General features: G+C 63.6%; 22 protein-coding genes. 9 read left to right on the top strand and 13 right to left on the bottom strand.

What is annotated here, in order from left to right:
- Positions 1–27: 27 nt before the first annotated feature.
- The 9 genes from VEI45_RS16800 to VEI45_RS16760 all read left to right on the top strand — a co-directional run bounded on the left by VEI45_RS16800 (position 28) and on the right by VEI45_RS16760 (position 11,464).
- The gene (locus VEI45_RS16800) at positions 28–1,350 is read left to right on the top strand and encodes an MCE family protein (RefSeq protein WP_324855188.1); all 1,323 of its coding nucleotides are present in this window, start codon (positions 28–30) and stop codon (positions 1,348–1,350) included.
- 26 nt (positions 1,351–1,376) lie between these two features.
- Positions 1,377–2,711 (top strand): virulence factor Mce family protein, encoded by a 1,335-nt coding sequence (locus tag VEI45_RS16795; protein WP_324855204.1) that lies wholly within the window; start codon positions 1,377–1,379, stop codon positions 2,709–2,711.
- On the top strand, positions 2,708–3,865 hold the full coding sequence (locus VEI45_RS16790; protein WP_414687511.1) for a virulence factor Mce family protein: 1,158 nt from the start codon (positions 2,708–2,710) through the stop codon (positions 3,863–3,865). Before VEI45_RS16795 ends, VEI45_RS16790 begins: the two co-directional genes overlap by 4 nt.
- A 1-nt stretch (position 3,866) precedes the next feature.
- Positions 3,867–5,351 (top strand): MlaD family protein, encoded by a 1,485-nt coding sequence (locus VEI45_RS16785; RefSeq protein ID WP_324855186.1) that lies wholly within the window; start codon positions 3,867–3,869, stop codon positions 5,349–5,351.
- A 39-nt stretch (positions 5,352–5,390) separates the two neighbouring features.
- Positions 5,391–5,996, top strand: a complete 606-nt coding sequence (locus VEI45_RS16780) for a mammalian cell entry protein (RefSeq protein ID WP_414687510.1) — start codon at positions 5,391–5,393, stop codon at positions 5,994–5,996.
- Entirely contained in the window at positions 5,993–6,655 is a 663-nt protein-coding gene (locus VEI45_RS16775; RefSeq protein WP_324855184.1) for a hypothetical protein, read from the top strand. Before VEI45_RS16780 ends, VEI45_RS16775 begins: the two co-directional genes overlap by 4 nt.
- 46 nt (positions 6,656–6,701) lie before the next feature.
- Positions 6,702–7,058, top strand: coding sequence for a DUF732 domain-containing protein (locus VEI45_RS16770; protein WP_324855181.1), 357 nt, complete (start codon positions 6,702–6,704; stop codon positions 7,056–7,058).
- Between the two features lie 19 nt (positions 7,059–7,077).
- Positions 7,078–7,767, top strand: coding sequence for a CAP domain-containing protein (locus VEI45_RS16765; RefSeq protein ID WP_324855179.1), 690 nt, complete (start codon positions 7,078–7,080; stop codon positions 7,765–7,767).
- A gap of 199 nt (positions 7,768–7,966) precedes the next feature.
- The gene (locus VEI45_RS16760; RefSeq protein ID WP_324855177.1) at positions 7,967–11,464 is read left to right on the top strand and encodes a protein kinase domain-containing protein; all 3,498 of its coding nucleotides are present in this window, start codon (positions 7,967–7,969) and stop codon (positions 11,462–11,464) included.
- Between the two features lie 6 nt (positions 11,465–11,470).
- On the opposite strand, the gene VEI45_RS16755 is transcribed toward VEI45_RS16760, so the two are convergent.
- The 13 genes from VEI45_RS16755 to VEI45_RS16695 all read right to left on the bottom strand — a co-directional run.
- The gene (locus VEI45_RS16755) at positions 11,471–11,857 is read right to left on the bottom strand and encodes a DUF2834 domain-containing protein (protein WP_324855175.1); all 387 of its coding nucleotides are present in this window, start codon (positions 11,855–11,857) and stop codon (positions 11,471–11,473) included.
- Between the two features lie 45 nt (positions 11,858–11,902).
- Complete coding sequence (locus VEI45_RS16750; protein ID WP_324855173.1) at positions 11,903–12,706, bottom strand: hypothetical protein; 804 nt, start codon at positions 12,704–12,706, stop codon at positions 11,903–11,905.
- A gap of 126 nt (positions 12,707–12,832) precedes the next feature.
- Positions 12,833–13,858 carry a phosphotransferase family protein gene (locus VEI45_RS16745; protein ID WP_324855171.1) on the bottom strand — a complete coding sequence of 342 codons (1,026 nt, stop codon included), beginning with the start codon at positions 13,856–13,858 and terminating at the stop codon, positions 12,833–12,835.
- The gene (locus VEI45_RS16740) at positions 13,858–14,790 is read right to left on the bottom strand and encodes a DUF7064 domain-containing protein (protein ID WP_324855169.1); all 933 of its coding nucleotides are present in this window, start codon (positions 14,788–14,790) and stop codon (positions 13,858–13,860) included. Before VEI45_RS16740 ends, VEI45_RS16745 begins: the two co-directional genes overlap by 1 nt.
- Complete coding sequence (locus tag VEI45_RS16735; RefSeq protein ID WP_324855167.1) at positions 14,787–15,635, bottom strand: enoyl-CoA hydratase/isomerase family protein; 849 nt, start codon at positions 15,633–15,635, stop codon at positions 14,787–14,789. The genes VEI45_RS16740 and VEI45_RS16735 overlap by 4 nt, the downstream gene beginning before the upstream one ends.
- Positions 15,636–15,637: 2 nt before the next feature.
- On the bottom strand, positions 15,638–16,450 hold the full coding sequence (locus VEI45_RS16730; protein WP_324855165.1) for an enoyl-CoA hydratase/isomerase family protein: 813 nt from the start codon (positions 16,448–16,450) through the stop codon (positions 15,638–15,640).
- A 16-nt stretch (positions 16,451–16,466) separates the two neighbouring features.
- Positions 16,467–17,243, bottom strand: a complete 777-nt coding sequence (locus VEI45_RS16725; protein WP_324855198.1) for an enoyl-CoA hydratase/isomerase family protein — start codon at positions 17,241–17,243, stop codon at positions 16,467–16,469.
- A gap of 44 nt (positions 17,244–17,287) precedes the next feature.
- On the bottom strand, positions 17,288–18,046 hold the full coding sequence (locus VEI45_RS16720; protein WP_324855163.1) for a glucose 1-dehydrogenase: 759 nt from the start codon (positions 18,044–18,046) through the stop codon (positions 17,288–17,290).
- Between the two features lie 32 nt (positions 18,047–18,078).
- Complete coding sequence (locus tag VEI45_RS16715) at positions 18,079–19,020, bottom strand: hydroxymethylglutaryl-CoA lyase (RefSeq protein WP_324855161.1); 942 nt, start codon at positions 19,018–19,020, stop codon at positions 18,079–18,081.
- Positions 19,017–20,243 carry an acetyl-CoA hydrolase/transferase family protein gene (locus VEI45_RS16710; protein WP_324855159.1) on the bottom strand — a complete coding sequence of 409 codons (1,227 nt, stop codon included), beginning with the start codon at positions 20,241–20,243 and terminating at the stop codon, positions 19,017–19,019. Before VEI45_RS16710 ends, VEI45_RS16715 begins: the two co-directional genes overlap by 4 nt.
- Positions 20,240–21,442, bottom strand: a complete 1,203-nt coding sequence (locus VEI45_RS16705) for a thiolase family protein (protein ID WP_324855156.1) — start codon at positions 21,440–21,442, stop codon at positions 20,240–20,242. The genes VEI45_RS16710 and VEI45_RS16705 overlap by 4 nt, the downstream gene beginning before the upstream one ends.
- Positions 21,442–22,212 carry an SDR family NAD(P)-dependent oxidoreductase gene (locus tag VEI45_RS16700; protein ID WP_324855154.1) on the bottom strand — a complete coding sequence of 257 codons (771 nt, stop codon included), beginning with the start codon at positions 22,210–22,212 and terminating at the stop codon, positions 21,442–21,444. Before VEI45_RS16700 ends, VEI45_RS16705 begins: the two co-directional genes overlap by 1 nt.
- The coding region (locus tag VEI45_RS16695; protein WP_324855152.1) for an acyl-CoA dehydrogenase family protein at positions 22,212–23,372 on the bottom strand (1,161 nt) is incomplete at its 5' end. The genes VEI45_RS16695 and VEI45_RS16700, both read right to left, overlap by 1 nt.

Genomic DNA, 23,372 nt, shown 5'->3' with positions numbered 1-23,372 from the left:
TCGCGCGTAAAAAATTCTGTGGCGAACATGAAGTCGTTCTCTGAACGCAGCCCGCTGGTCATCGGCGTCCTCGGTCTGGCGGGAACCGCGTTGATTGTGCTGGCCGCGCTGGAGAACCAGAAGCTGCCCTTCATCAACCAGGGCAGAAACGTCTCCGCCTATTTCGCCGACGCCGGTGGGCTATACACCGGCGCCGGCGTGGAGGTTGCCGGCTATCCGGTGGGAAAGGTGTCCAGCATTTCACTCGACGGACCCGGCGTGCTGGTCAAGTTCACCGTCCCCAAGAATATTCACCTGGGCGACCGGACCGCGGCGGGGATCAAAACCAAGGGCCTTTTGGGCACCAAGATGCTCGAACTCATGCCCAGCGGCAACGGGCAGCTGGCCGGCGCGATCCCGATCGACCGGACGGTGTCTCCTTACCAGCTGCCGGACGCGCTGGGCGACTTGACCGCCGCCATCAGCGGGGTGAACACCAACCAGCTGTCGGACTCGCTGTCCACCCTGGCGCAAACCTTTTCCAACACCCGGCCGGCCCTGAAGTCCGCGGTGCAGGGGGTGGCGCGGTTTGCGCAAACACTCGACAACCGCGACGCCCAGCTCCGTAGCCTGCTCGACAACGCGGCCAAAGCAACGGGCGTGCTGGCCAAGCGCACCGAACAGGTGGTCAGCTTGGTGAAGGACACCAACGCGCTGCTGGCGCAACTGCGGGCGCAAAGCGCCGCCCTGGATCAGATCACGACCAATATCTCCGCGGTGTCGCGGCAACTGCAGGGGTTCATCGCCGAGAACCGACAGCAGTTGCGCCCGGCGCTGGACAAGCTCAACGGGGTGCTGGCGATCCTCGACAACCGCAAAGAACGCATACAGAAGGCCATCCCACTGATCAACACCTATGCCATGTCGCTTGGTGAGTCGCTGCACTCGGGGCCGTTCTTCAATGCGTACGTGGTGAACCTGCTGCCGGGTCAGTTCCTACAACCGTACATCAATTCCGCATTCTCCGATCTGGGACTGGACCCGGCGACGTTGCTGCCGTCGCAGCGGACGGACCCACCAACCGGGCAGCCCGGGACCCCGCCATTGCCGATGCCTTACCCCCGCACCGGGCAGGGCGGCGCGCCGCGTATGAGCATCCCGGACGCGATCACCGGCAACCCGGCCGACCGGCCGTGTGGTCCGCCCGGCGTGGCGTTGCCCGGTCCTGGCTGCTACCCCTATCGCCAGCCGCCGCCGGCCCCGCCGCCGGGCGGTCCGCCACCCGGCGGGCCCGCTGTCCCGATACCCGCACCAACACCGACGCCGATTCACGTCGACGATCCCCTGACGCGACCGGGAGGTCAACCGTGACAAGCTGGATATCAAGCGTGCGCGCGGTGCCGGCGGCTGCTTTACGCCACGCCCGCCGCGTTTTGGCAACCACTTTGGCGGTTGTGCTCGCTGCCGGGCTGTTCGCCGCCATGCGCGCCAGCGATCACATCGCCCGAACGACGGTGGTCGGTTACTTCGACAACAGCACCGGTTTGTTTTCCGGTGACGAGGTGCGCATCCGGGGCGTGCCGGTGGGCAAGGTCGAAAAAATTGAACCGCAGCCGCTGCGGTCCAAGATCACGTTCTGGTTCGACCGCAAGTACAAGGTCCCCGCCGATGCCATGGCCGCGATCCTGTCGCCGCAGCTGATAACGGGTCGGGCCCTCCAGCTGACACCGCCTTACAGCGGCGGGCCCACGATGCAAAACGGCGCGGTCATCCCTCAAGACCGCACGGCGGTGCCGGTCGAGTGGGATGAGGTGCGGGACCAACTTGTGCGCCTGACCGAATTGCTGAAACCCACCCAGCCGGGTGGAGTGAGCACGCTGGGTGCGTTCATCAGCACCGCCGCCGACAACTTGCGCGGGCAGGGCGCCGACATACGTGACACCATTATCAAGCTATCGCAAGCGGTTTCGGTGCTCGGCGACCACAGCCACGACATCTTCGGCACTGTCAGAAACCTGTCGACGTTGGTGTCGGCACTGCACGACAGCAGCGGTCTGCTTAGTCAGCTGAACCGTAACTTGGCCGCGGTCTCGTCGGTGTTGGCCGATGACCCGAACAAGGTCGGTGAGGCGGTCCAAAACCTCAACGCGGTGGTCGGTGACGTCCAAAGCTTCGTCGCCGACAACCGTGAGGCAATCGGCACCACGTCGGACAAATTGGGCTCGATCAGCAACGCGGTCGTCGGCAGCCTCGACGACATCAAACAACTCCTACACATCTTCCCGACGCCGGCTCAGAACTTCGTCAACATCTTCGAGCCGGCGAACGGCGCGCTGACCGGTGCGCTCGCAATCAACAACTTCGCCAACCCGGTCTCGTTCCTATGTGGCGCGGTGCAGGCCGCCTCCCGATTGGGTGCCGAGCAAGCGGCCAAACTCTGCGTTCAGTACCTGTCGCCGATTATGAAGAACCGCCAGTACAACTTCCCCATGCTGGGGGAGAACTTTTTCGTCGGAACGCAGGCCAGGCCCAATGAGGTCACCTACAGCGAGGACTGGATGCGACCCGACTACGTCCCTCCGGCTAACACACCCCCGGGGTTGCCACCCGCGGCTGCACCCCCGGGGTCGCCGTTACCCGCCGAAGCACCGCCCCCAGCGACAGCGCCGGTGCCCACCAATCCCGCCGCCGGCCTGTCCGGCATGATGGTGCCCCCCGGGGGTGGCTCATGAGAGTCAGTTGGTGGCGCCACGCAGTGGCGAGTCTGGTGATGATCGTGGTGGTGGGCGGAATGTCCGGCTGCGGCTGGCGGGGGCTGAATTCGCTGCCGCTGCCCGGCACCGAGGGTAATGGCCCCGGCTCGTTCGTGATCCAGGCGCAGCTGCCAGATGTCACGAACATCCAAGAGAATTCGCGTGTGCGGGTCGCCGACGTGACGGTCGGCCACGTGACGAAAATCCAACTTCAGGGCTGGCATGCGTTGCTGACCATGCGCATCGCCGGCGACGTCGACCTACCCGCCAACGCCACTGTCAAGATCGGCCAGACGACGATATTCGGTTCACTGCATATCGAGCTGGCGCCACCGGCACACAGTCCACCACAGGGAAAGCTTCACAACGGCTCATTCATTCCGTTGTCCAACGCGGCTGCCTATCCGACTGTCGAGCAGGCACTGGCCGCGCTGTCGCTGGTACTCAATGGCGGCGGAGTGGGCCAAGCCGGGGACATCGTCGAGGCGCTGAGCACGGCGTTTCGTGGTCGTGAGCAAGACCTGCGAAGCCTGATTGGGCAGCTGGACAAATTCACTGCGAACCTCAACGACCAGTCCGGCGACGTCATCGCGGCCAGCGACAGCCTCAACCACTTGGTCGGGAAGTTCGCCGAGCAGCAACCCGTCCTCGACCGGGCGCTCAAGACCATCCCGAACGCGCTCGCGGTGCTCAACAGCGAGCGCGGGAACCTTGTCGAGGCGGCCGACCAGCTCGGCAAGTTCAGCGCCCTGACCGCAGATACGGTCAACCAGAGCAAAGAAAACCTGGTCAAGGAGCTGAAAGCCGTCGGGCCGGTGCTGGAGTCGCTAGCCAACGCCGGCCCCGCCATGACTCGCGCGCTCAGCCAGCTCAGCACCTATCCGTTCCCGAACGAAACCATCGAAAAATGGCAACGGGGTGACTACGCCAACCTGACCGGGATCATCGACCTCACGCTCAGCCGTATCGACCAGTCACTATTCACCGGCACCAGATATGAATGCAACCTCACCGCACTAGAGCTGCTGTGGGGCCGTACGGTCGGCCAATTCCCCAGCCCGTGTCTGAACCCGGGCCGGTTCGGCCAATCCAATCCCATTGCGGTTCCGTACATTGAGGACCAGGGGCCGTAGCATGCATTTGAGCCGACAGACGCTGATCCAGCTGGCCATCTTCTCGACGGTCGCGCTGATTGCGCTTGCCTACATATCCACGCACTTCATGAAATTGCCGGCCAGGTTGTTCGGCGTGGGCCGCTACATGGTGACGATGGAATTGCCGCGGGCAGGCGGGCTGTACGGCACCAGCAACGTCACCTATCGCGGCACCGAAGTGGGCCGGGTGCAGTCTGTGCATCTGACCGACACCGGCGTGGCGGCCGAATTGTCGCTGAAATCCGGGATCGACATCCCGTCGGATCTCAAAGCCGAGGTGCACAGCCAGTCGGCGATTGGGGAGCAGTACGTGGAGCTGCTGCCCCGAAATGGCACCTCGCCGCCGCTGCGAAACGGTGACGTGATTCCGCTGAAAAACACCTCGGTAGCGCCCGACATCAATCCTTTACTCGATGCCGTCGACGCCGGCCTGCGGGCGGTACCGCGCGACAACCTCAAGACCGTCATCGACGAGTCGTACACCGCGGTGGGCGGGCTCGGCCCGCAGCTTTCCGCGCTTGTCAAAGGCACCACCGATCTGTCGATCGAAGCCCGCCAAAATCTGGATCCGCTGGTCTCCCTGATCGACAACGCGCATCCGGTACTTGATTCACAGACCGAGTCGTCGAGTGCAATTGCAGCCTGGGCGTCACACCTGGCCACGGTCACCCGTGAACTGCAGACCCACGACGATGCGGTCGCCGGTGTTATAGACAATGGCGGCCCGGCGCTCAGCGAGGCACGCACGCTGGTCGAGCGGTTACAACCCACCCTGCCGAGTTTGCTGGCCAATTTGGCCAGCGTCAGCCAGGTCGCCCTCACCTACCGAAGTGACATCGAACAAATCCTCGTCTTGGTGCCCCAGCTCGTCACTGTCGAATCGGCGGGCCTAGTGGCGAACGCGAACACCAAGCAGAAATACAGGGGTCAATACCTCAGCTTCAACCTCAACCTGAACCTGCCGCCGCCGTGCACCACCGGGTTCCTGCCCGTCCAGCAGCAGCGGGATGCGTCCATTGAGGATGCCCCAGAGCGCCCGGCCGGCGAGTTGTACTGCAGGATCCCGCAGGACTCGCCCATTATCGGCGTGCGTGGCGCGCGCAATATCCCGTGCGAAACCAGGCCCGGCAAGCGCGCGGCCACCGTGAAGCTGTGTGAAAGCGACGAGCCGTATGTGCCGCTCAACGACGGTTGGAACTGGAAAGGCGACCCCAACGCCACCTACAGCGGCCAAGACATCCCGCAACTGCCGCCCGGATCCCCGCCGCGCGCCCCAACTCCCGGCCCGCAACTGGGAGCAGGACTCGGTACGGCGCCGCCGCCGGTGGCCGCCGCCGAATACGACCCGGCCACCGGAACCTATACCGGGCCCGACGGGAAGCAGTACACCCAATCCGACCTAGGCCGAACCGGACCAAAGGACAAGACATGGCAGTCGATGCTGGTGCCGCCAACGGGCGGTTGACGCATGGGCGGGAAGAATCAAAAGGAAGGGAACGACGGCATGGCCGTAGCAACTGATACCAAGTCGCCGGTAGACGGCGAAGTCGGCGAGATGACCGAGGACAGTGCCTTCGAGTCCGATGCGGACGCCGCAACTGAATCGCCTGCCCCCGCCCGATCGCCCATGTCGGCTCCGCGGCTCGCGATCCTGGTTGGTTTGGCCGTCGTGGCCGTGTTGGCGGCGCTGGTCGGATGGTCGGGGTTTCGTCTCATCCAGTCACACCAGGCGCAGGCTCAGCGAAGTCAGTTCCTGCAGGTGGCCAGGCAGGGCGCGCTGAATTTGACGACGATCGACTGGCAGCATGCCGACGCTGATGTGCACCGCATTTTGGATGTGGCCACGGGCGAGTTTTACGACGACTTCGCGAAGCGGTCACAGCCGTTCATCGACATGGTCAAGCAAGCCAAGGCCAAGACAGTGGGCACGATCAAAGAGGCTGGGTTGGAGTCCGAGACGGCCGACTCAGCGCGGGCGCTGGTGGCCGTGTCCGTCCTGACATCCAGTGCCGATGAGCCCGGCGAAACTCCGCGGGAATGGCGGATGCGTATCGACGTGCAGAAGGTCGACGATCAGCTGAAAGTTTCGAACGTTGGGTTTGTGCCATGAGGTGGCCGAAGTGGCGCCGCGCTGACGGCCCGAGTGACACCGACTCGGTAGAAGAAGAAATACCCGCTGAACCAGTCCAGACAGCGACCGTGGCAGACAACGCCGAGGGCACCGACGCTGCCACGGAGGTTGATGAGCCAGACAGCGATGAGCAGCCGACGGGCGCGAGCGGTGACACCCGCTGGTCGCGGGCGATCGCCTACGCGCTGCTGCCCGGGCTGGCGTTGCTGCTGGCGTCTGCCGCGGGTTATCTGAAATGGCAGGATGCCTCGGTCCGAGACGCTGCGGCGGCGCGTGCGGAATCCGTGCGAGCCGCTGCTGACAGCACGATCGCGCTGCTGTCATATAAACCCGACACAGTGCAAAAAGACCTTGAAGCCGCACGAGGCCGGATGACCGGTCAGTTCTTGGATTCCTACACGTCGCTAACGCGTGACGTGGTGATTCCCGGAGCAAAGCAGAAGCAGATCTCGGCGGTCGCCACTGTCCCCGCCGCCGCGTCGGTGCGCGCGACCGAAAACCATGCCGTCGTACTGCTTTTCGTCAACCAGAGCGTCGTCATCAAACAGGATGCGCCGACCAGCACGGCATCCAGCGTTCGGGTCACCCTCGACAAGGTTGGCGGCCGGTGGCTGATTTCGCAGTTCGATCCGGTGTAAACCGAAATGCGGTGAAAAGGTGAGGATTTGGGTGTACGTATGCGCCGTGGCGACCGCAGCGGCCGCGGTTGTGGTCGGCTCAGTGCCGCTGGCACTAGTCCCACGCGCGTCCGCCGCTCCGGCACCTGAGGTGGAGTATGTGTATGACGTTATGGTGCGCCGGCACTACAACAACTTTTCCAATCCGGCGGAGGCCGTCGATTACGGCTACGGGATCTGCGACAAGGTAACCCGCGGCGAAAGCTACGCCCAAGTCATGGGTGATGTGAAGAATGACATTGTTCCCAATGACGAGTTCGCAGCCAATTACCTTGTCTCGTACGCGGTTAACCTGTTGTGCCCCGCGCAGATTTGGCAGCTGCGCAATTCGGCAGCTCACTATCAGCCACCGCCCGGCAGCTGACAAAAGAAAGGACACCGACATGCAGTATCGGCCCGTGACCCTGGCTGGCTTGGTCGTCATGGCTGCTGTCCCCGCGCTCGCTACACCCGCCGCATACGCGGATGGCGATAACAACACGCTCATACCGAACAACAAACGACTCAACGATAGTGTGGTTTCCAACGTCTTCACCATTCAGCATCAGGCAGGCTGCACCAACGACGTCAAGATCAACCCACAATTGCAACTCGCCGCCCAGTGGCACACCAGGGATGTGCTGAACAACCGCAACCTCGACGGTGACATCGGCTCCGACGGATCCACTCCACAAGATCGTGCCAACGCGGCCGGTTTCCATGGCCAGGTTGCGGAAACGGTAGCGATCAACCCAGCGTTGGCAATCAGCGGCGTTGAGCTGCTGAAACAGTGGTATTACAACCCCGCCTACATGGCCGTCATGTCTAACTGCGCCAATTCCCAAATCGGCGTGTGGTCGGAAAACAGCCCTGACCGCACGGTCGTGGTAGCCGTGTACGGACAGCCGCCAGGGGGTGCTAAACCACGGGAAGTCGAAGCAACGCCTGTAGGCTCTCCGCCTCCGCAACAGGAGAACATCCCACTCGGCCCCAGTCCCGACTACGACGCCAGCGACGAAATCGAATACGGCGTCAACTGGTGGGCGTGGATCCTGCGGGGCGTGTATCCACCACCGGGTATCCCGCCGCAATAAGCGCCGCGAGACGTGTATCGGCCGCATGCTAATCCGCCCACATAAAGGCCATGCCCGCCCTGCCGGTGGTAGTAAGGTGAACAGCTGCGACGAAGGCATCTGTCATGGGAACGTTTACACCGCAGCAGACGGATCATCCGCGGGGTAGGTCGGATCGGATCCGCCTGGCCAATGCGGCCCGGATACAAGTCGAATAGCGGTGGCCAATTCCGACGACACTCAGCGCGGGCTTGCTTCGGGGATTGTGGCGGAGCTGGAGGCAGAGGGCTACCAGGACGCCGAACCAGTGGGACGCGGTGGGTTTGGCGTTGTGTATCGCTGCAATGAACCCTCACTGGACCGCGTGGTGGCGGTGAAGGTGCTCAGTTCCGATCCGGAGGATGTCGACCTAGAACACTTCAACCGCGAGCAGCGGGCAATGGGGCGAGTCTCCGGCCACCCGAACATCGTGCCCGTACTGCACAGCGGCGTCACCTTTGCCGGACGTCCATACATCGTCATGCAGTATCACCGTCGAGACACGCTCGGGGCCTGGCTCCGCGGCCACGGACCGCTCGACGTCCGCGAGGCCTTGGCGATAGGTGTGCGACTAGCCGGTGCCCTTGAGACGGCTCACCGGGCCGGCATACTTCATCGCGACGTCAAGCCCTCCAACGTCCTGCTGACTGCTTACGGCGAGCCGCAACTTTGCGACTTCGGTATCGCGCGGATCGCCAACAGCCGGGAGACCTCGTCACAGCGCGTGGTCGGATCCTTGGCCTACATCGCGCCAGAGCTCTTTGAGGGCTCTGCGGTTTCGGTACTGGCGGACGTTTACAGCCTGGCGGCCACGGTCTTCGCCGCGCTAGAGGGTGATCCGCCGTTCACGGTTCGATCAGGCGAGCATCCCATTGCGTTTGTTCGGCGTGTGATGGCTGGTCCCATCCCGGACCTCCGCGCCAAAGGCATCGCAGACCCCATTTGCTCAGCCCTCGAACTCGGTTTGAATATCGATCTCGCAGGCCGCCCTCGCTCTGCCGCCTCGTTCGGCGAGGATTTGCGTACAGCAGCCCAGCAGGTCGGATTCGACATTGGCGACGTTCCGTTGGAGCTACCGACGCCGCCCGACGAGGCGGATGAATCTCCCTCCGAAAAAGGAACTCTCGCATCAAGGGGATACTCCGCCGCGATCGGAATACGGTCGGATCGGTCACGCTCGATGCGGCGAGCGCACTACCCGCCCAGCGCGCCGACACGATTTCGACCACCGACATTCACTCGGCCCACAGTGCCAAGGCAACGAATTCTCGACCGCCTCGGTGCGGGGCCGAGGTCGAAGTTGGTCTTGATCCACGCGCCGGCCGGCTACGGCAAAAGCACCCTCGCTGCGCAATGGGTCGAAGAACTCACTCGGCAAGGGGTGAAAATCGCGTGGTTGGCTATCGACAGCGACGACAACAACCCGGTCTGGTTCCTGGCACATCTGATTGAGGCGATCCGGCGCAGCATGCCGGACCTCGCCGACACGCTGCAGCAAGAGTTCGAAGGGCGCCTAGAAAATACAGAATGCTATGTCCTTAATGCTCTGATCAATCGGCTACATACCGAGAAGCAAACCCTCGCGCTTGTGATGGAAGACTGGCATCGCGTGGACAGCACGGCGAGCCGGGACGCTCTGGCCTATTTGCTCGAGAATGGTTGCCATCACCTGCATCTGATCGCCACAAGCCGTACGCGCGCCGGGCTTCCGCTCGCGACGATGGCGGTTCAGGGGGAGCTGGTGGAAATCGATTCTTCGCTTCTCAAATTCGATGCGAGCGAATCCCGTGCGCTGCTGGTCGATCATTGCGGCCTGGAGCTCACCCCAGCCAACGTCGCCGAGCTTGAGGACTCCACTGACGGATGGGCCGCCGCGTTACAACTGGCGTCCATATCGCTTCGCGACCACCCCGACCCGACCGCACTCATCGAAAACCTATCCGGGCGGCACAAAGCAATCGGCGAGTACCTGGCATCCAACGTCCTGGACACCCTTGAGCCGGATCTCCTCGATTTCCTGCTTTCGACCTGCATCACCGAACAGATTTGCAGCGGGTTGGCGACCGCGCTCACCGATCACCAGCGCAGCCAAAGCATCCTGGAAGAGGTCGAAAAACGTGACCTCTTTCTGCGGAGAACGGACGACGAAGGATCGTGGTTCCAATACCATCATCTGTTCGTCGACTACCTGCTGCACCGCCTCGAGCGCGAGGCGCAAGATCGCATTCCAGAGCTACACCGCAGGGCCGCACAATGGTTTTCAGAACATCAGATGCTCAGTCAGGCGGTCGATCACCTGATCCTCGCCGGCGACGCACAGCAGGCGATCGATACCGTTGAGCAGGCAGCCCCGGGTCTGAATGAACAATCGCAGATGAATACATTGATCGGGCTCGCCGCCAAGTTACCGGCCCAATACGCCGATACGCGCCCGAGGTTACAGGTCGACCTGGCATGGGCCAACGTCGTACTTCGCCGCCTGGCGGCCGTAGAGGACGCTCTCCGGTTGGCCCAGTTAGGCATTCACTCGCTCCCCGCTGACCAAGCTGCCGATCTGCGCACTGAGATTGACCTGATTCGCGAGGTAATTGCCGCTTTCCAGGACCGCGTCGACGCCCCCGCAGCTGCACATGTTGTTCAGGCTTGTGTCGAGAGGGCAGAAACACTGCACCCTTGGATTCTTTGCCGCGCAGCCGATGTCGCTTCATATCGTGCGATCGGTGTCTTCGACTTTGATGACGCGCTGCGCTGGCAGAGGTGGGGACACCAATACCATCAGCGGATCTCCGGTGCGCTTACCGTCAGCTACGGATACTGTTTCGCGGCGATTGCCGCGAATGAGCAGCTCGACGTCGCCGGCGCCGAAGCGCACCTGCGGCATGCGATTCGAATCGCGCTGCTGCCGTCCGAACGCCCTACCTATGTTGCAAAGCTGGCCGGATCTTTGTTGGGAGAGCTTCTCTACGAGCGCGACCGACTCGACAAAGCGGAGACGTTGCTGGATGACGCATACGAACTCGGTGCCGAGGGTGGCCTCGTCGACTTCATGGTTGCAGCGTTCGGAACCGGGGCGCGGCTGAAATACGCCCGCGGTGATAAGACCGCCGCCGACCTACGGCTGGCAGAAGGCCTGGATATCGCGAAAGCACTACAACTACCGCGACTCGAAGCCGCGCTGGTGTATGAGCAGGTCCGATTAGCCGCGAAGTCGAGCCAAGACATCGATGTGTCGCTAGTTCAGCGAGCCAGGAGTCAAGGTGCACAAGCACTCGACGGAATCGGTGACGTTACAGCCGAATTCAGAGAGGACTCGCAAATCAGGTTGCTCCTCGTTGACCGAGGATCGTCAGCACTCACCGATGCCTGTAACCGTGCCCGAGCTCGCCGTGACCACATTGATCAACGGAAGCGCCCGCGGGCGCACCTTCGGGCCTCGCTGCAGTTGGCGTTTTGCCTGGCGTCTGCTGGACACAGCGAAGAGGCCTCGCGGTTTTTGGCGCCGGCGCTGAGGACCTGTGCCGCGCTTGGTTTGAGTCGCTTGCTTATCGACGAGGGGCCGACGTTGGTGCACCTCGCGAAGGAGACCGTGGCAGAAGACGAGTTCAGCTCCACTGACCCGGCGATGGCAGAAAACCTTCGAGATCTCGTCTCGGTGCTGGCTGAGGCGCCAACCGTGTAGTTACGGTCAGGCCGCGTGAGTTGTCAATTCTTCAGGGCGAGCATGCTTATCGAGAAAGCGCTCACGAGTAACGAGGTACACAGGGAATGCCATCGATACACCGATATAGGACAACGCCACGAAGATCCAACCCCACTTGTACCCGAGCCCAATTCGCTTGCTGTCGAATACGACCCACACCATGAATACGAGCCAGGCGATAGCCATGTCGATGCTCAGGAATGCGGCGGTTCCACCGGGAGCCATCGCATCGCCGAAGAACGCGACCGGGTTGAGGATGTTGCCACCGTCCGCCATCCACTGAAAAGCATGCGGCCAAGTCAACACCAGCGCCACAACGCCGGCAAGGATGAAGAAGGCGTGGCGAATATTGGTGGAGGTGGATGCGGACATTGGGGGGCTCCTTCAGTTGGACATGCGCAACCAGCGACCGCGTCATCACCGCTCGGCTGCGCCGACGCCGGATGGGGTCGGACGGCGGACGGGATCGACGCCTGGTTGTTGCGGCAAGAACGACGTAGCCGCCCGCACGAGGACCACCGCAAAGCCGATGCTCACCACGGTCGCCGCTGTAACGATGGGCACCGAAGTGTGTTTGAGGTGCACTGCGATGATCGTGGGCGAGCCAGCGCCGAAGTTGGCCATGAAAAATGTACAAGGGAAGAGCACGAAGAGGCCCAGCAGCTGCCACCGACTGGTGTGGCGGTCACGCAAGACCGACGCCGCGACCGCAAAGCAGATCACCTGAGCGGCTTCTAGCACACCAATCACCAGCGGGTACTGGAAGATCCGGAACACATGCGGCCCCCAGTACGTGTAGAGGCCGCCGTTGATTCCGATGATCTCGAACGCGGCTGATTCAAGCAGCGTGATGCCTGCCCAGACGAACAGCGTGCGATGGGTCATCCTATCGCGTGCGATCTGGTGGGTGATGTAGACCGCTGGGGCAGCGTACAGCACGACATAGCCGCTGTGCGTCCAGATCGGTTGCGGGATGTCGAACGCAGTGAAGTGGGTCCACATGCCGGGTGTGGAGTAGAAGTAAAGCATCATTGCAACGTCGTAGAGTGGCTCGGCGAATGCGCCGACCAAGGCCCCCAACACCAAGAGTGCATAGAACGGCGTCCGCTCGCGCACACCCATCCAGATCCCGATCACCAAGAGAACGGCGGTCAGCGCCCAGCTAGCGTCCGTCAGGATCGCTTGCATGGTGAGGTTCAATTCGTGATCGACCGGTGGCACGCGGCCAGGGTATGCGATAAATCACTTGGTCGCGTCCCCCCTATCAGGGATTTTCGCCTCCGCCGAGAGTGACAGCGCGCGAGCGGAACTGACGGACACGACCTCCAGAATGTGTTGCTATCCAAATCAGGTGAGCGCGGAGTCGTTGGCCGCTAGCCGTTCGCCGGCAGCCAGGAACGAACTTACCAACCCAGGATCGGCGTAGTAGGGGTCGCCGACACCACTCTCGAACCGCCTGCGGCTGTACTCGTAGAGCGCGGCGAGTTTGTACATCGCCAGCGCCGCATACCAATTCACTCTTGATACATCAGCGCCGGTGCGGTCGACGTATCGGTCGAGCACCTCGGCGCGTCCGGGATAGCCCGGTTCTAGAACGGCAGTGCCCATCGCGGATGTCGGAACCAGCGGCTCACCCGGACCAGGGTATGACGTGAGGAAGTACCCCAGGTCGGCCAGTGGGTCCCCGATAGTGGCGAGTTCCCAGTCAAGGATCGCGGCGATGGAGCCAACCTTCATGTTGACGATCATGTTGCCGATGCGGAAGTCATTGTGAACAATGGCTATTCGCGATTCAGGCGGGAGGTGCGCGTGCAGCCAGCCGTCCAGCTCGGCGAATGGCTCTGGCACCGCGCCATCTACAGCGATCAGCGACCGCATTCGCCGCAATTGCCGGGCATTGAACCCCTCGGGCTTGCCGAAATCGCCGAGTCCGACCTCACGCCAAGCCACGCTGTGCAACTCGGCAAGCGCGTCAACCAGTGATTCGCCGATGCGCCTGCGCAGTCGGGTGTCATCGTCCGGCGCCGGTGTCGAGTTGGTGATCACCGAGCCATCGACGAAGTCCATCACGAACACCGGAACGTCCAGTAGCTCACCAGCCTCTGCGGTTGCCAGCACAGCTGGCGCCGGAACGAGAGTCTGAGACAACGCCGTCAGTAACGTCGCTTCGCGCAGCACATCATGGGCGCCGGGAGGCAACGGGGGAGGCGGTGGTCGGCGCACCACAACCCGCGAATGTCCATCCGACACTAGGAATGTCAGGTTCGAATGCCCGTCGCCGATGGCCTGAGCGGTGACCGTCGGGCCGCACAGGCCGCGATCGGCCAGGAAGCGACCCAACCGTTGAAGCTCGCCCTCAGACCATGACCACATCACATGTCCTGTTTCGAAAGATAGTCCAGGTAGCTTCCCTGCCAATGCGTCTCAAATTGCCCCGCCCCTTGCTCACCGTCGATGACGGCTCGGCAGGCGCCTTCGCGAATAACCGTCTGCAACCTATCGTGGGTCGGTAATTCGATTACGCCGAAGACGTCAAGCTCGAGCTCGGTTTGCGCACCGGTGATGTCGGTCAAAGTCGCCCGCAGCCGACGCTGGCGCATCTGTTCGTCGTAGTCGGCGTGGTGGTCGATGTGACGGACTGGGTGGGTCACTCCGTTCCGCACGACGTAGCCGGCGAAACCCCATTCTCCCTTGGCGATCCAAATCCACCCGTTGAGGGCGCGGCCCGATTCGGTGTAGGCGACGAACCACTTCCAATGCTGCGGGACGCCCCAGTCGCGAACCCCCCACGAGTGATCTCGATGTCCCATTCGGTCCAACTCGATGCGCCGTCCCGCGACTTCGAGTGCTCCACGCACCCGTCCGGTTTGTTCGATCCGGTTTACCGCAAACCACGAGGGCAGCCCGTCCGGATTGCAGTGGTAGCTGAACGCATCGTGAGTCCCGGTAAACGCGAAATCGATTCGCACGTCGTCGCGTTGGTAGGTCAGCACGCAGGACTTGCGTAACTCAGGCTGCGTGAGCGTCAGCCCGTCGAATGAGAAGTCGTCGAGATCGGCGTGGTCGGGTATCCGCCCCTGGTGGAGGTGCAGCGCCAAAGGGCGCGCATCCTGGCCCCAGATGCAGACGTTGTAGCCGGCTTTGCCGCTACCGGTCAGATAGAGATAGACCTGCATGCCCAGTTCTTCTTCGGGCACGATCAACTCCCAGAACAGGCTGTCGCGCGTTCTCTCCCCGGCCACTGGCCGGTGCCGGAGGTCATCAGCGGGGCCTAGCCCGTCGCGTAGCTCTTCCGATGCGGTCACCGTGACTGCTCCCGCAGCTCCAGCAGTGCGCTGCGGGCGGCCGGCGCCTGCAGGGCTAGCGCCTGGCCGCGGGTGTCCATCTCCAGCGCGGACCGAAAGGAGTTGTTTTCGAGATTGCGGACCAGCGCATTCTTGGTGGATCGCATGCTGTCGTCGGAGTTCTCCGCGATGGCTTCGGCCAGCTCGATCGCTGCGTCGAGCGCGTTGCCCGTCTCGGCGAGCCGGTCGGCCAGCCCGATGCGGTGGGCCTCAACGGCCCGCACCGTACGCCCGGTGAACGCCAGCTCCGCCGCCCGGCCCGGCCCGATCAGCCGGATCAGGTTCCATGACGTGCCTAGCTCGCCGATGGACAGCCCGACCCGCACGAATCCGGCACTGAAACTGGCGGTCTGGTCGGCGACGCGGATGTCGGTTGCCAGCGCCAGTGACAAACCACCGCCGGCCGCTGGGCCGCTGACCGCGGCGATCACCGGGTACGGCAGAGCGCGCAACCCGGTGGACCCGGCAGCGGCGGTCTCAACGAGATCGGTGAACTCGGACACCGACATCCGGGTGAGAACGTCCACCTCGTCCAGATCGAAGCCGGTGCAGAACGCCTTTCCACCCGCCCCGGTGACGATCAATGCATGTAGCGAGGCATTGCGCAACAATGCCGTGGCCCAGGCTATTTCGCCGAACATTTCGACGGTCTGCGAGTTCGCACGGTGTGGCCGGTTGACCGACAAGACAACGATGCCCGGTCGAAGCTCATCGAAAGTCAGGGTGCGTGCCGTGCGGAGCTCGTCGAGCACTTCGGACAGCGGGCGCCGCGAAACTCGATTCCATTGCGATGTGGCGGTGCTCATGCTCACCGCCCGGAGAAGTTCGGCGGCCGCTTGGCTTTGAAGGCCTGCAACGCCTCGGTCATGTCGTCGCAGCGCGTCAAGAGTGCCTGTCCCCGGTTTTCCAGTTCAAGCGCCGCGGCGAAGGAGGCGACTTCCATGTTGGCCTGCAGTGCTCGTTTGGAGATACGGATGCCGCCGGGGGAGTTGGCACAGATCTGGGTGGCCATGGCCAGCGTTTGCTCGAGCAGCTCATCAGGACCGGTGATCCGGTTGAGCAGGCCGAGCCGTTCTGCTTCTTCCGCCTCGACGATACGGCCGGTGAACCCGATTTCCGCGGCCGCCGATGGACCGATCAGCCGCGGGAGCAGCCATGAAGCCCCCAGATCACCGGCCGAAAGCCCGATTCGGACGAACGCGGCATTGAACTTCGCCGCAGGCGACCCGAGCCGGATGTCGGCCATCAGGGTGAGCGACATGCCACCGCCGGCGGCGGGCCCATTCACCGCGGCGATCACCGGTACCGGTATTGCCCGCACGGCGCTGAGCGCGCGAGCCGCGAGCTCCTGGCGGTCAAGCATGCCCAAGGCCGACAACGACGCCAGTTCCTCGGCTTCGTCGAGGTCGTAGCCAGCGCAGAACGCCTTGCCGGCACCGGTCAGGATCACAACGCGGACGTCACGGTCGTCCGCGATTGCACGCGCGACCGATTCGAGTTCGTCGAACATGGTCACTGTCATCGCGTTGAACCGGTCGGGCCGGTTCAACGTCACTTGGAGCACAGCATCCGCGGGGGACTCGAGAAGCAATGTCTCATAACGCTGTTCGAGATCGATCATCGGAAGTTCCTTCTGATCAGACGAATTCGGGGGCGCGCTTGTCGATGAACGCCCGGATGCCCTCGGCTGCCTCGCCCCGTTCGAACAGCTCTTGGACCTGTTCAGCCTCATAGCGCAGACCTTCGGCCAGCGGTCGGTCGTACGCCGCCGCCACTGTGTGGACGACCGCGCGCTGTGCAGGCGATGAGGCGGCGCACAGTTCGCCGGCCAGTTCGCGCGCCGCCTCGGCAGCGGTTCCCGCCGGGACAAGCCGGTCAACGAGACCGATGCGAAGCGCTTCCTCGGCGTCCACCTCTCGCCCGGTGAGCATGATGTCCAGTGCTCGTCCACGGCCGACCAGGTGGGGTAGCCGCTGGGTGCCGCCGGCGCCCGGAATGAGGCCCAGCTTGACCTCCGGCAGACCAAGCCGCGCCGAAGATCCGGCTACCCGCAACGAGCAGGCCATGGCCAGCTCCAGTCCGCCGCCCAGCGCGAGCCCGTCGACGGCGGCTACCGACACCGCGGGGTGCGCGGCCAACCGCTCGACGGCACTGCGCAGGGCGTCTCCATATTCGCCGAACGACGCCGCGTCCACCGACGACATGTGCTTGATGTCGGCACCGGCAGCGAAGAAGCCCGTGAGCGCCGAAGACACCACAATGACCTTCGCGGGCAGTGCGTCAGCGGCGTCTAGCCCGATGCGCAGCCCCTCGATGATCGGCATGCCCAACGCGTTGGCCGGCGGCCGGTTAAGCGAGATCTCGAGCACCGAGTCCGCGACGCGCAGGCTCACCGGTGAACCGTTTTCGGACAACACCATTGATGTATCTCCTTGGTTTCTGCTTAGCGGAGTTACCGCTATGCCATAGTGAGGCCACCGCTGACCGACAGCGTCTGACCGGTGATGTATTCGGCGGCGTCGGAAGCGAAGAAGGCGACCGCGGCGGCGATGTCCGACGGCTGCGCCAGCCGCTTCATCGGCACTGAGCGGGTCATTCCGCCGATTACCTTGTCGGCTTCCTGCCCGGAGCTGTCGGCGAATTTGCGCAGAGCTGGGGTGTCGGTCGGGCCGGGGCAAACGGTGTTCACCGTCACCCCTTTGGTCGCAACCTCGCGTGCCAGCGTCTTCGTGAACGCGATGATGCCACCCTTGGCTCCGGAATAGACCGCCTCGAGTGACGACCCGACGCGACCGGCGTCCGAACCGATGTTGATAACCCGCCCGAATCCGCGTTCCACCATGCCGGGCACGACGGCGTGCATGACGCGCAACTGGCCCTTGAAGTTGATGTCAAGGATCTTGTCCCAGAAATCTTCTGAGGTTTTCAGGAATGGCATGAAGTCGTCCCAGCCCGCGTTGTTGACCACGACCTCGATCTCCCCGAGCTCTGCGGCCACGGTCTTGACCGCACCGCGTACCGAGTCGGTGTCGGTCACGTCGACATGGACTGCGATGGCCTCGCCGCCGGACTCGGCAATCCGCTTCGCGGTGGCCTCGGCAGCCTCCAGGTTGAGGTCGGCTACCGCAACCCGGAACCCGTTGGCGCCGAGAACTTCTGAAATTCCTTGGCCGATGCCTTGGGCTCCGCCGGTGACGAATGCGACTCGCTTGCTCATATGTTCTCCTTTGACGTGAGTGGTGAGATGGTCTAGCGGCAAGACGGGGCGTCCGGGTTCGGCGCCCAGTCGATTGGGCCGGCGACGATGGAGTGGCTGGTCAGCTTGCGACCGAGCACACTCTGCGCGGCGCGGGCCGCGTCGATGAGGGTTGGCAGCGATACCCCGGTGGACACACCCATCTCCTCGAACATGCTGATCAGATCCTCCGAGGCGATGTTGCCGGTGGAACCGGCCGGCACCGGGCAGCCGCCGAGTTCGCCGAAACTGGACTCGAAGCTGGTGCACCCGGCCTGCAGCGCGGCGTACGCGTTGGCCAGTCCCTGGCCGCGGGTGTTGTGAAAGTGTGCGGTGACCTCGACACCGGGCAGCCGTTCGATTGCGGCAGCGAAGAATTCACCGACGTAGGCGGGGTTGGCCATTCCGGTAGTGTCGCCGAACCCGACCTCGGTGGCGCCGGCGGCCGCGAATTGCTCGGCGATGTCGAGGACTCGCTGCATCGGCACCTTGCCCTCGAACGGACACCCGTAGGAGGTGGCGATGACGGCCGCGCAGTGCAAATCCTCGGCGACGATGCGCTTGGCAATGATTTCGTTGTCGGCCATCGATTCGGCGATGGTTCGATTCACGTTCTTCTTGTTGTGTGTCTCTGATGCGCTGACGAAAATCGCGACCTCGGCGAATGTCTCGCGCACCTGCAGCGCGTTGTCGAGTCCCTTGCTGTTGGGGACCAGCACCATCAGTGATACGTCGTCGGGCACGTCGATGCCGCGCAGCACCTCGACGCCGTCGGACAGCTGCGGGATCACGTCCGGTCGCACGAAGCTGGCGACTTCGATACGGCGCAGGCCGGTGCGACCCAGCCGGTTGATCAGATCGATCTTGTCGTTGGTGGCTATGGTTTCCGGTTCGTTCTGGAAGCCGTCGCGAGGACCCACCTCGCGGATGTCGACATGTGCAGGCAATCCGCTCATACTGTGCTCCTTTCGCCGTTGAGCAGGTGTCGGAACTCGGGGGCGGCGATTGCGCTTAATCTGCGGGCTCGCTCGCTGAGGCTGCATCCGCGCAGATGCGCGACGCCGTACTCGGTGACGACGGCGTCGACGTCGGAACGCCCGGTGGTGACGACCCCTCCTTCGAGCGCGGGCTTGATCGTCGAAGCGCCGCGCGAAGTCGCTCGCAACGCGATGATGGACCGCTTGCCGGTCAACGCGGCGGCCCTGGCGAAATCCACCTGGCCACCGACCGCGCCGATATAGACGCCGCGGCTGACCTCGGCGCCGACTTGGCCGGTGAGATCGACCTCGACAGCAAAATTGACCGACACCAGCGAATGCAGCTGCGAAAGAATTTGCGGGGCATGGGTGTAACTGGTGGGCAGGAACCGCACCGGCAGGTCGCCGGCGCGCTTGTACAGGTCAGCCGATCCCAGCGCAGTGCCTACGACAGCCAGGCCGGTGTCGATCTCCTTACGCTTGCCGGTGACCACACCGTTGTCGATCAAGCCAAGCAAGCCGTCGGTGATCATCCCGGTGTGGACGCCCAGATCCTGATGCGAAGCCAGGGCATCGATTATCGCGGATCCCAGTGACCCGACGCCGAGTTGAATGGTGTCGCCGTCGTCGATGAGCTCAGCGATGTGGGCGGCGATGGCACGGTCGGCCTCGCTGGGGGGCCGGACCGTGTCTTCCGGCAGCGCTCGGTCGGTGGCGATAGTGGCGGTGAACCGATCGACCGGTATCGGTGCGGTTCCCATGGTGGTTGGCATTTGGGCGTTGATCTCCGCGATCAACACCGGCGTGTGTGGAATGGCGTCGGCGACATAGTCGACACCAACGCCTAGTGAGCACATTCCGTCCGCGTCGGGCGGCGCTACCTGGACCAGGCCGACATCACACGGCAGACGGTGTTCGGCGAACATTCGCGGCAGCGCTGAGTAGTGGCAGGGCACTACATCGAGCCGCCCTGATTTGCTGAGCTGGCCAAGTTCGCCAAGCCCACCGTAGGAGACCATCGACAGAGCATCGGGCATGCTCACAGCGAGTTGATCATTCCAGCTCAGTCCGGTAAAGACCCTTAACGGGCCGATCCGGTCCGTCTGCTCCATCAGCGCGCTGACCAGGGGACGCGGTTCCGCCGCGGCTTGGCCCCACCAAACTCCGGCGCCGGCCGTCAAGTACTCGCTGAGATCGATCACGCTGGCACTCGCTGGATGAGCGTTCCCGTCCCGAGCCCGCCGCCACAGCACATGGTGACAAGTCCGAGGTCGGCATCGCGGCGTTCGAGTTCGGGAATCAGGGTGGCGATGAGCCTGGCCCCGGTCGCCCCAACGGCGTGACCCAGCGCGATCGCGCCGCCGTTGACATTCACCCGGTCGACGTCGGGGCGCAACTCGCGTTGCCAGGCCAGCACAACCGAGGAGAACGCCTCGTTGACCTCGAAAAGGTCGATGTCGTCGACGCTGAGGTCGTTGCGCTGCAATATCTTTCGGGTGGCTGGAATCGGTCCGGTCAGCATGATGATCGGATCGACACCAACGGTGGTTTGATCGACGATGCGGGCACGCGGTCGCAACCCCAGCCGGTGTACCGCGTCACCGGAGCACAGCAGAACTGCGGCGGCGCCGTCGCTGATTGGCGATGACGACCCGGCGGTGATTCGCCCACCCTCCTTGCGGAACGCCGGTTTGAGGTTGGCCAGGCTTTCCACCGTGGTCTCCGGACGCACGCACTGGTCGGCGTGGCGGATTTGGCCGTCGAGTGTCATCGGCACCATCTCGCCGACGAACCGACCGTCGGCGATGGCCTTGCTGGCGTTCTGGTGCGACCGCGCCGCGAAGGCATCCATCTCCTCACGGTCCAGTTCCCAACGGTCGGCGATGAGCTCGGCGCTTTCACCTTGGTGGACAAAGGCGTAGCGGTCGCGCAGCTCGGCCGGCCAGGGGTCGCCGTACAGTTCGGAGACCTTGATGGGGGAGTCGATGGGGACATGGCCCATGTGCTCCACGCCGCCGGCGATGACAACGTCGTGCGTGCCCGAAGCCACCAGCGCGGCAGCCATTTCCACCGCGGTTTGCGCTGAACCACAACGCCGGTCGAGCGTTGTGGCGGGTACCTCCGGCGGATATCCCGCCTGCAGCCAGGCGTTGCGAGCAATGTTGCGCGACTGTTCGCCGAACGGGGCGGTGCAGCCGATTACGAGATCTTCGACCTCTGCGGGCTGGATCTCCGTGCGTCTGATCAGCTCGGTGTAACAGGCGGCCAGCATCGCGTTGGGGTGTATGTCGCGGTACCACCCCCGCTCCGGATGTGATTTGCCTACCGGGGTGCGCACCGCTTCGGCGATGTAGACCTCGCGGCCCGTCGAGGCGAATGGCCCGGTCACGTTGCGGCGCATCAGATTACCGTCCCGCCGTCGACCGGCAGCACCTGGCCGGTGATGTAGGACGCGGCGTCAGAGGCCAGAAAGACGAATGTCGGTGCTATCTCGTCCGGGAAGGCCCACCGCCCCAAGGGAATTCGAGCCAGAGTTTTCGCCGCCAGCTTTTCGTTGCTACGGATGTTTGCTGTCATGGCCGTCGCGGCCAGCGGCGCCACGGCGTTGACGGTAATGGATTGGCGCGCGAGCTCGCGGGCCAGCGACTTCGTCAAACCGATGATGCCTGCCTTGGCGGCCCCGTAGTTGGCCTGGCCGATCGTTCCGGTGAGGCCGGCCGCCGAGGTTACGTTGATGATGCGCCCGGTGCCATCGGCCCGAAGGTGATGCAATGCGGCCTGGCTGCACACGAAGCTGCCGATGAGATGGATGTCGATGATACGACGGAACTTCTCCTCGGAAAGGTCGGCGAACATCGCGGGCGCGATGGCACCGGCGTTGTTCACCAGGATGTGTAGTGTGCCGCCGCCGAGTTCGGCTGCGGCTGCGGCGGCTTCCTTCGCTGCTGCTGAGTCGCGCACGTCAAGCACGAACGGCTGCGCGGTGCCGCCGGCGGCGCTGATCGATTCTGCCGTGGCGACTGCGGCGTCCTTGTCGATGTCGGTTACCAGAACGGCGGCACCGGCGGCAGCGAAGGCACGGGCGATTGCCTCGCCGAGTCCGCTGCCGGCACCGGTTACCAGCGCTGAGCGACCGTCGAGCCGGAACACGTCACGTTGCTGCTGCGTCATCAGTAGCTCCTCGGCAGGCCCAGCACGTGCTCACCCAGGTAGTTGAGCACCATTTCCTGGCTGATCGGGGCGATGCGGGTCAGGCGCGCCTCGCGGAAATACCGGGCCACGTGGTACTCCTCCGAGTACCCCATACCGCCGTGTGTCTGCAGGGCGCGGTCGGCCGCGTCGAACGCGGCGTCGGCGCACAGATACTTGGCGGTATTGGCTTCGCGCGCACAGGGTTTGCCGTTGTCGTAGAGCCAGGTCGCCTTGCGCAGCATCAGCTCGGCGGCGTCCAGCCGGGCAAGCGAGTCGGCCAGGGGAAACTGCAAGCCTTGGTTCATGCCGATCGGCCGGCCGAACACCTCGCGCTCGTTGCCGTAGCGCACTGCCGCGCGCAGGGCGGCGCGCCCCATGCCCAGCGCCTCGGCCGCGACCAGGCAGCGTTCGGGGTTCAGGCCGTCGAGGATGTAGCGGAAGCCCTGGCCCTCCTCGCCGACGCGGTCCTCCACGGGAATCTCGAGGTCGTCGATGAATAACTCGTTGGAGGACACCGCGTTTCGGCCCATCTTGGGGATCGGGCGAATCTCGACCTTGCTGCGATCGAGGTCAGTTAAAAACAAGGTCATACCGTCGGTTTTGCGCTTTGCGTCTTCGAACTTGGTGGTGCGAGTCAGCAACAGCACCTTCTCCGATTCCAGCGCCTTGGAAATCCATACCTTGCGCCCGCGGACCACATAGTGATCGCCCTCGCGCCGCGCAAACGTGGTGATCTTCGTGGTATCCAGTCCGGCGCCCGGCTCGGTGACGCCGAAACACACATGCAGATCACCAGTGACGATGCGGGGCAGCGTGCGGGACTTGAGCTCCTCGGACCCATGGACGATCACCGGGTGCATGCCGAATATCGACAGGTGCATTGAGCTTGCGCCGTTCATCCCGGCGCCGCTGGCCGCGACCTCCTCGAGCAAAATGGATGCCTCGGTGATGCCGAATCCATGGCCGCCGTATTCCTCCGGCGTGGTGATGCCCAGCCAGCCGCCTTCGGCGAACGCCTCGTAAAACTCGGTCGGGAACTCGTGCTGTTGGTCCTTGGTCATCCAGTAGTGGTCGTCGAACTTGCCTGCAAGTTCGGCGACCGCAGCGCGGATCGTCTGCTGGTCATCGCTCAGCTGGAA

Source organism: Mycobacterium sp. (assembly GCF_035623875.1).
GTDB lineage: Bacteria > Actinomycetota > Actinomycetes > Mycobacteriales > Mycobacteriaceae > Mycobacterium.
Note: the sequence above shows the minus strand (reverse complement) of the source record. Positions and strands in the feature narration are given on the sequence as shown.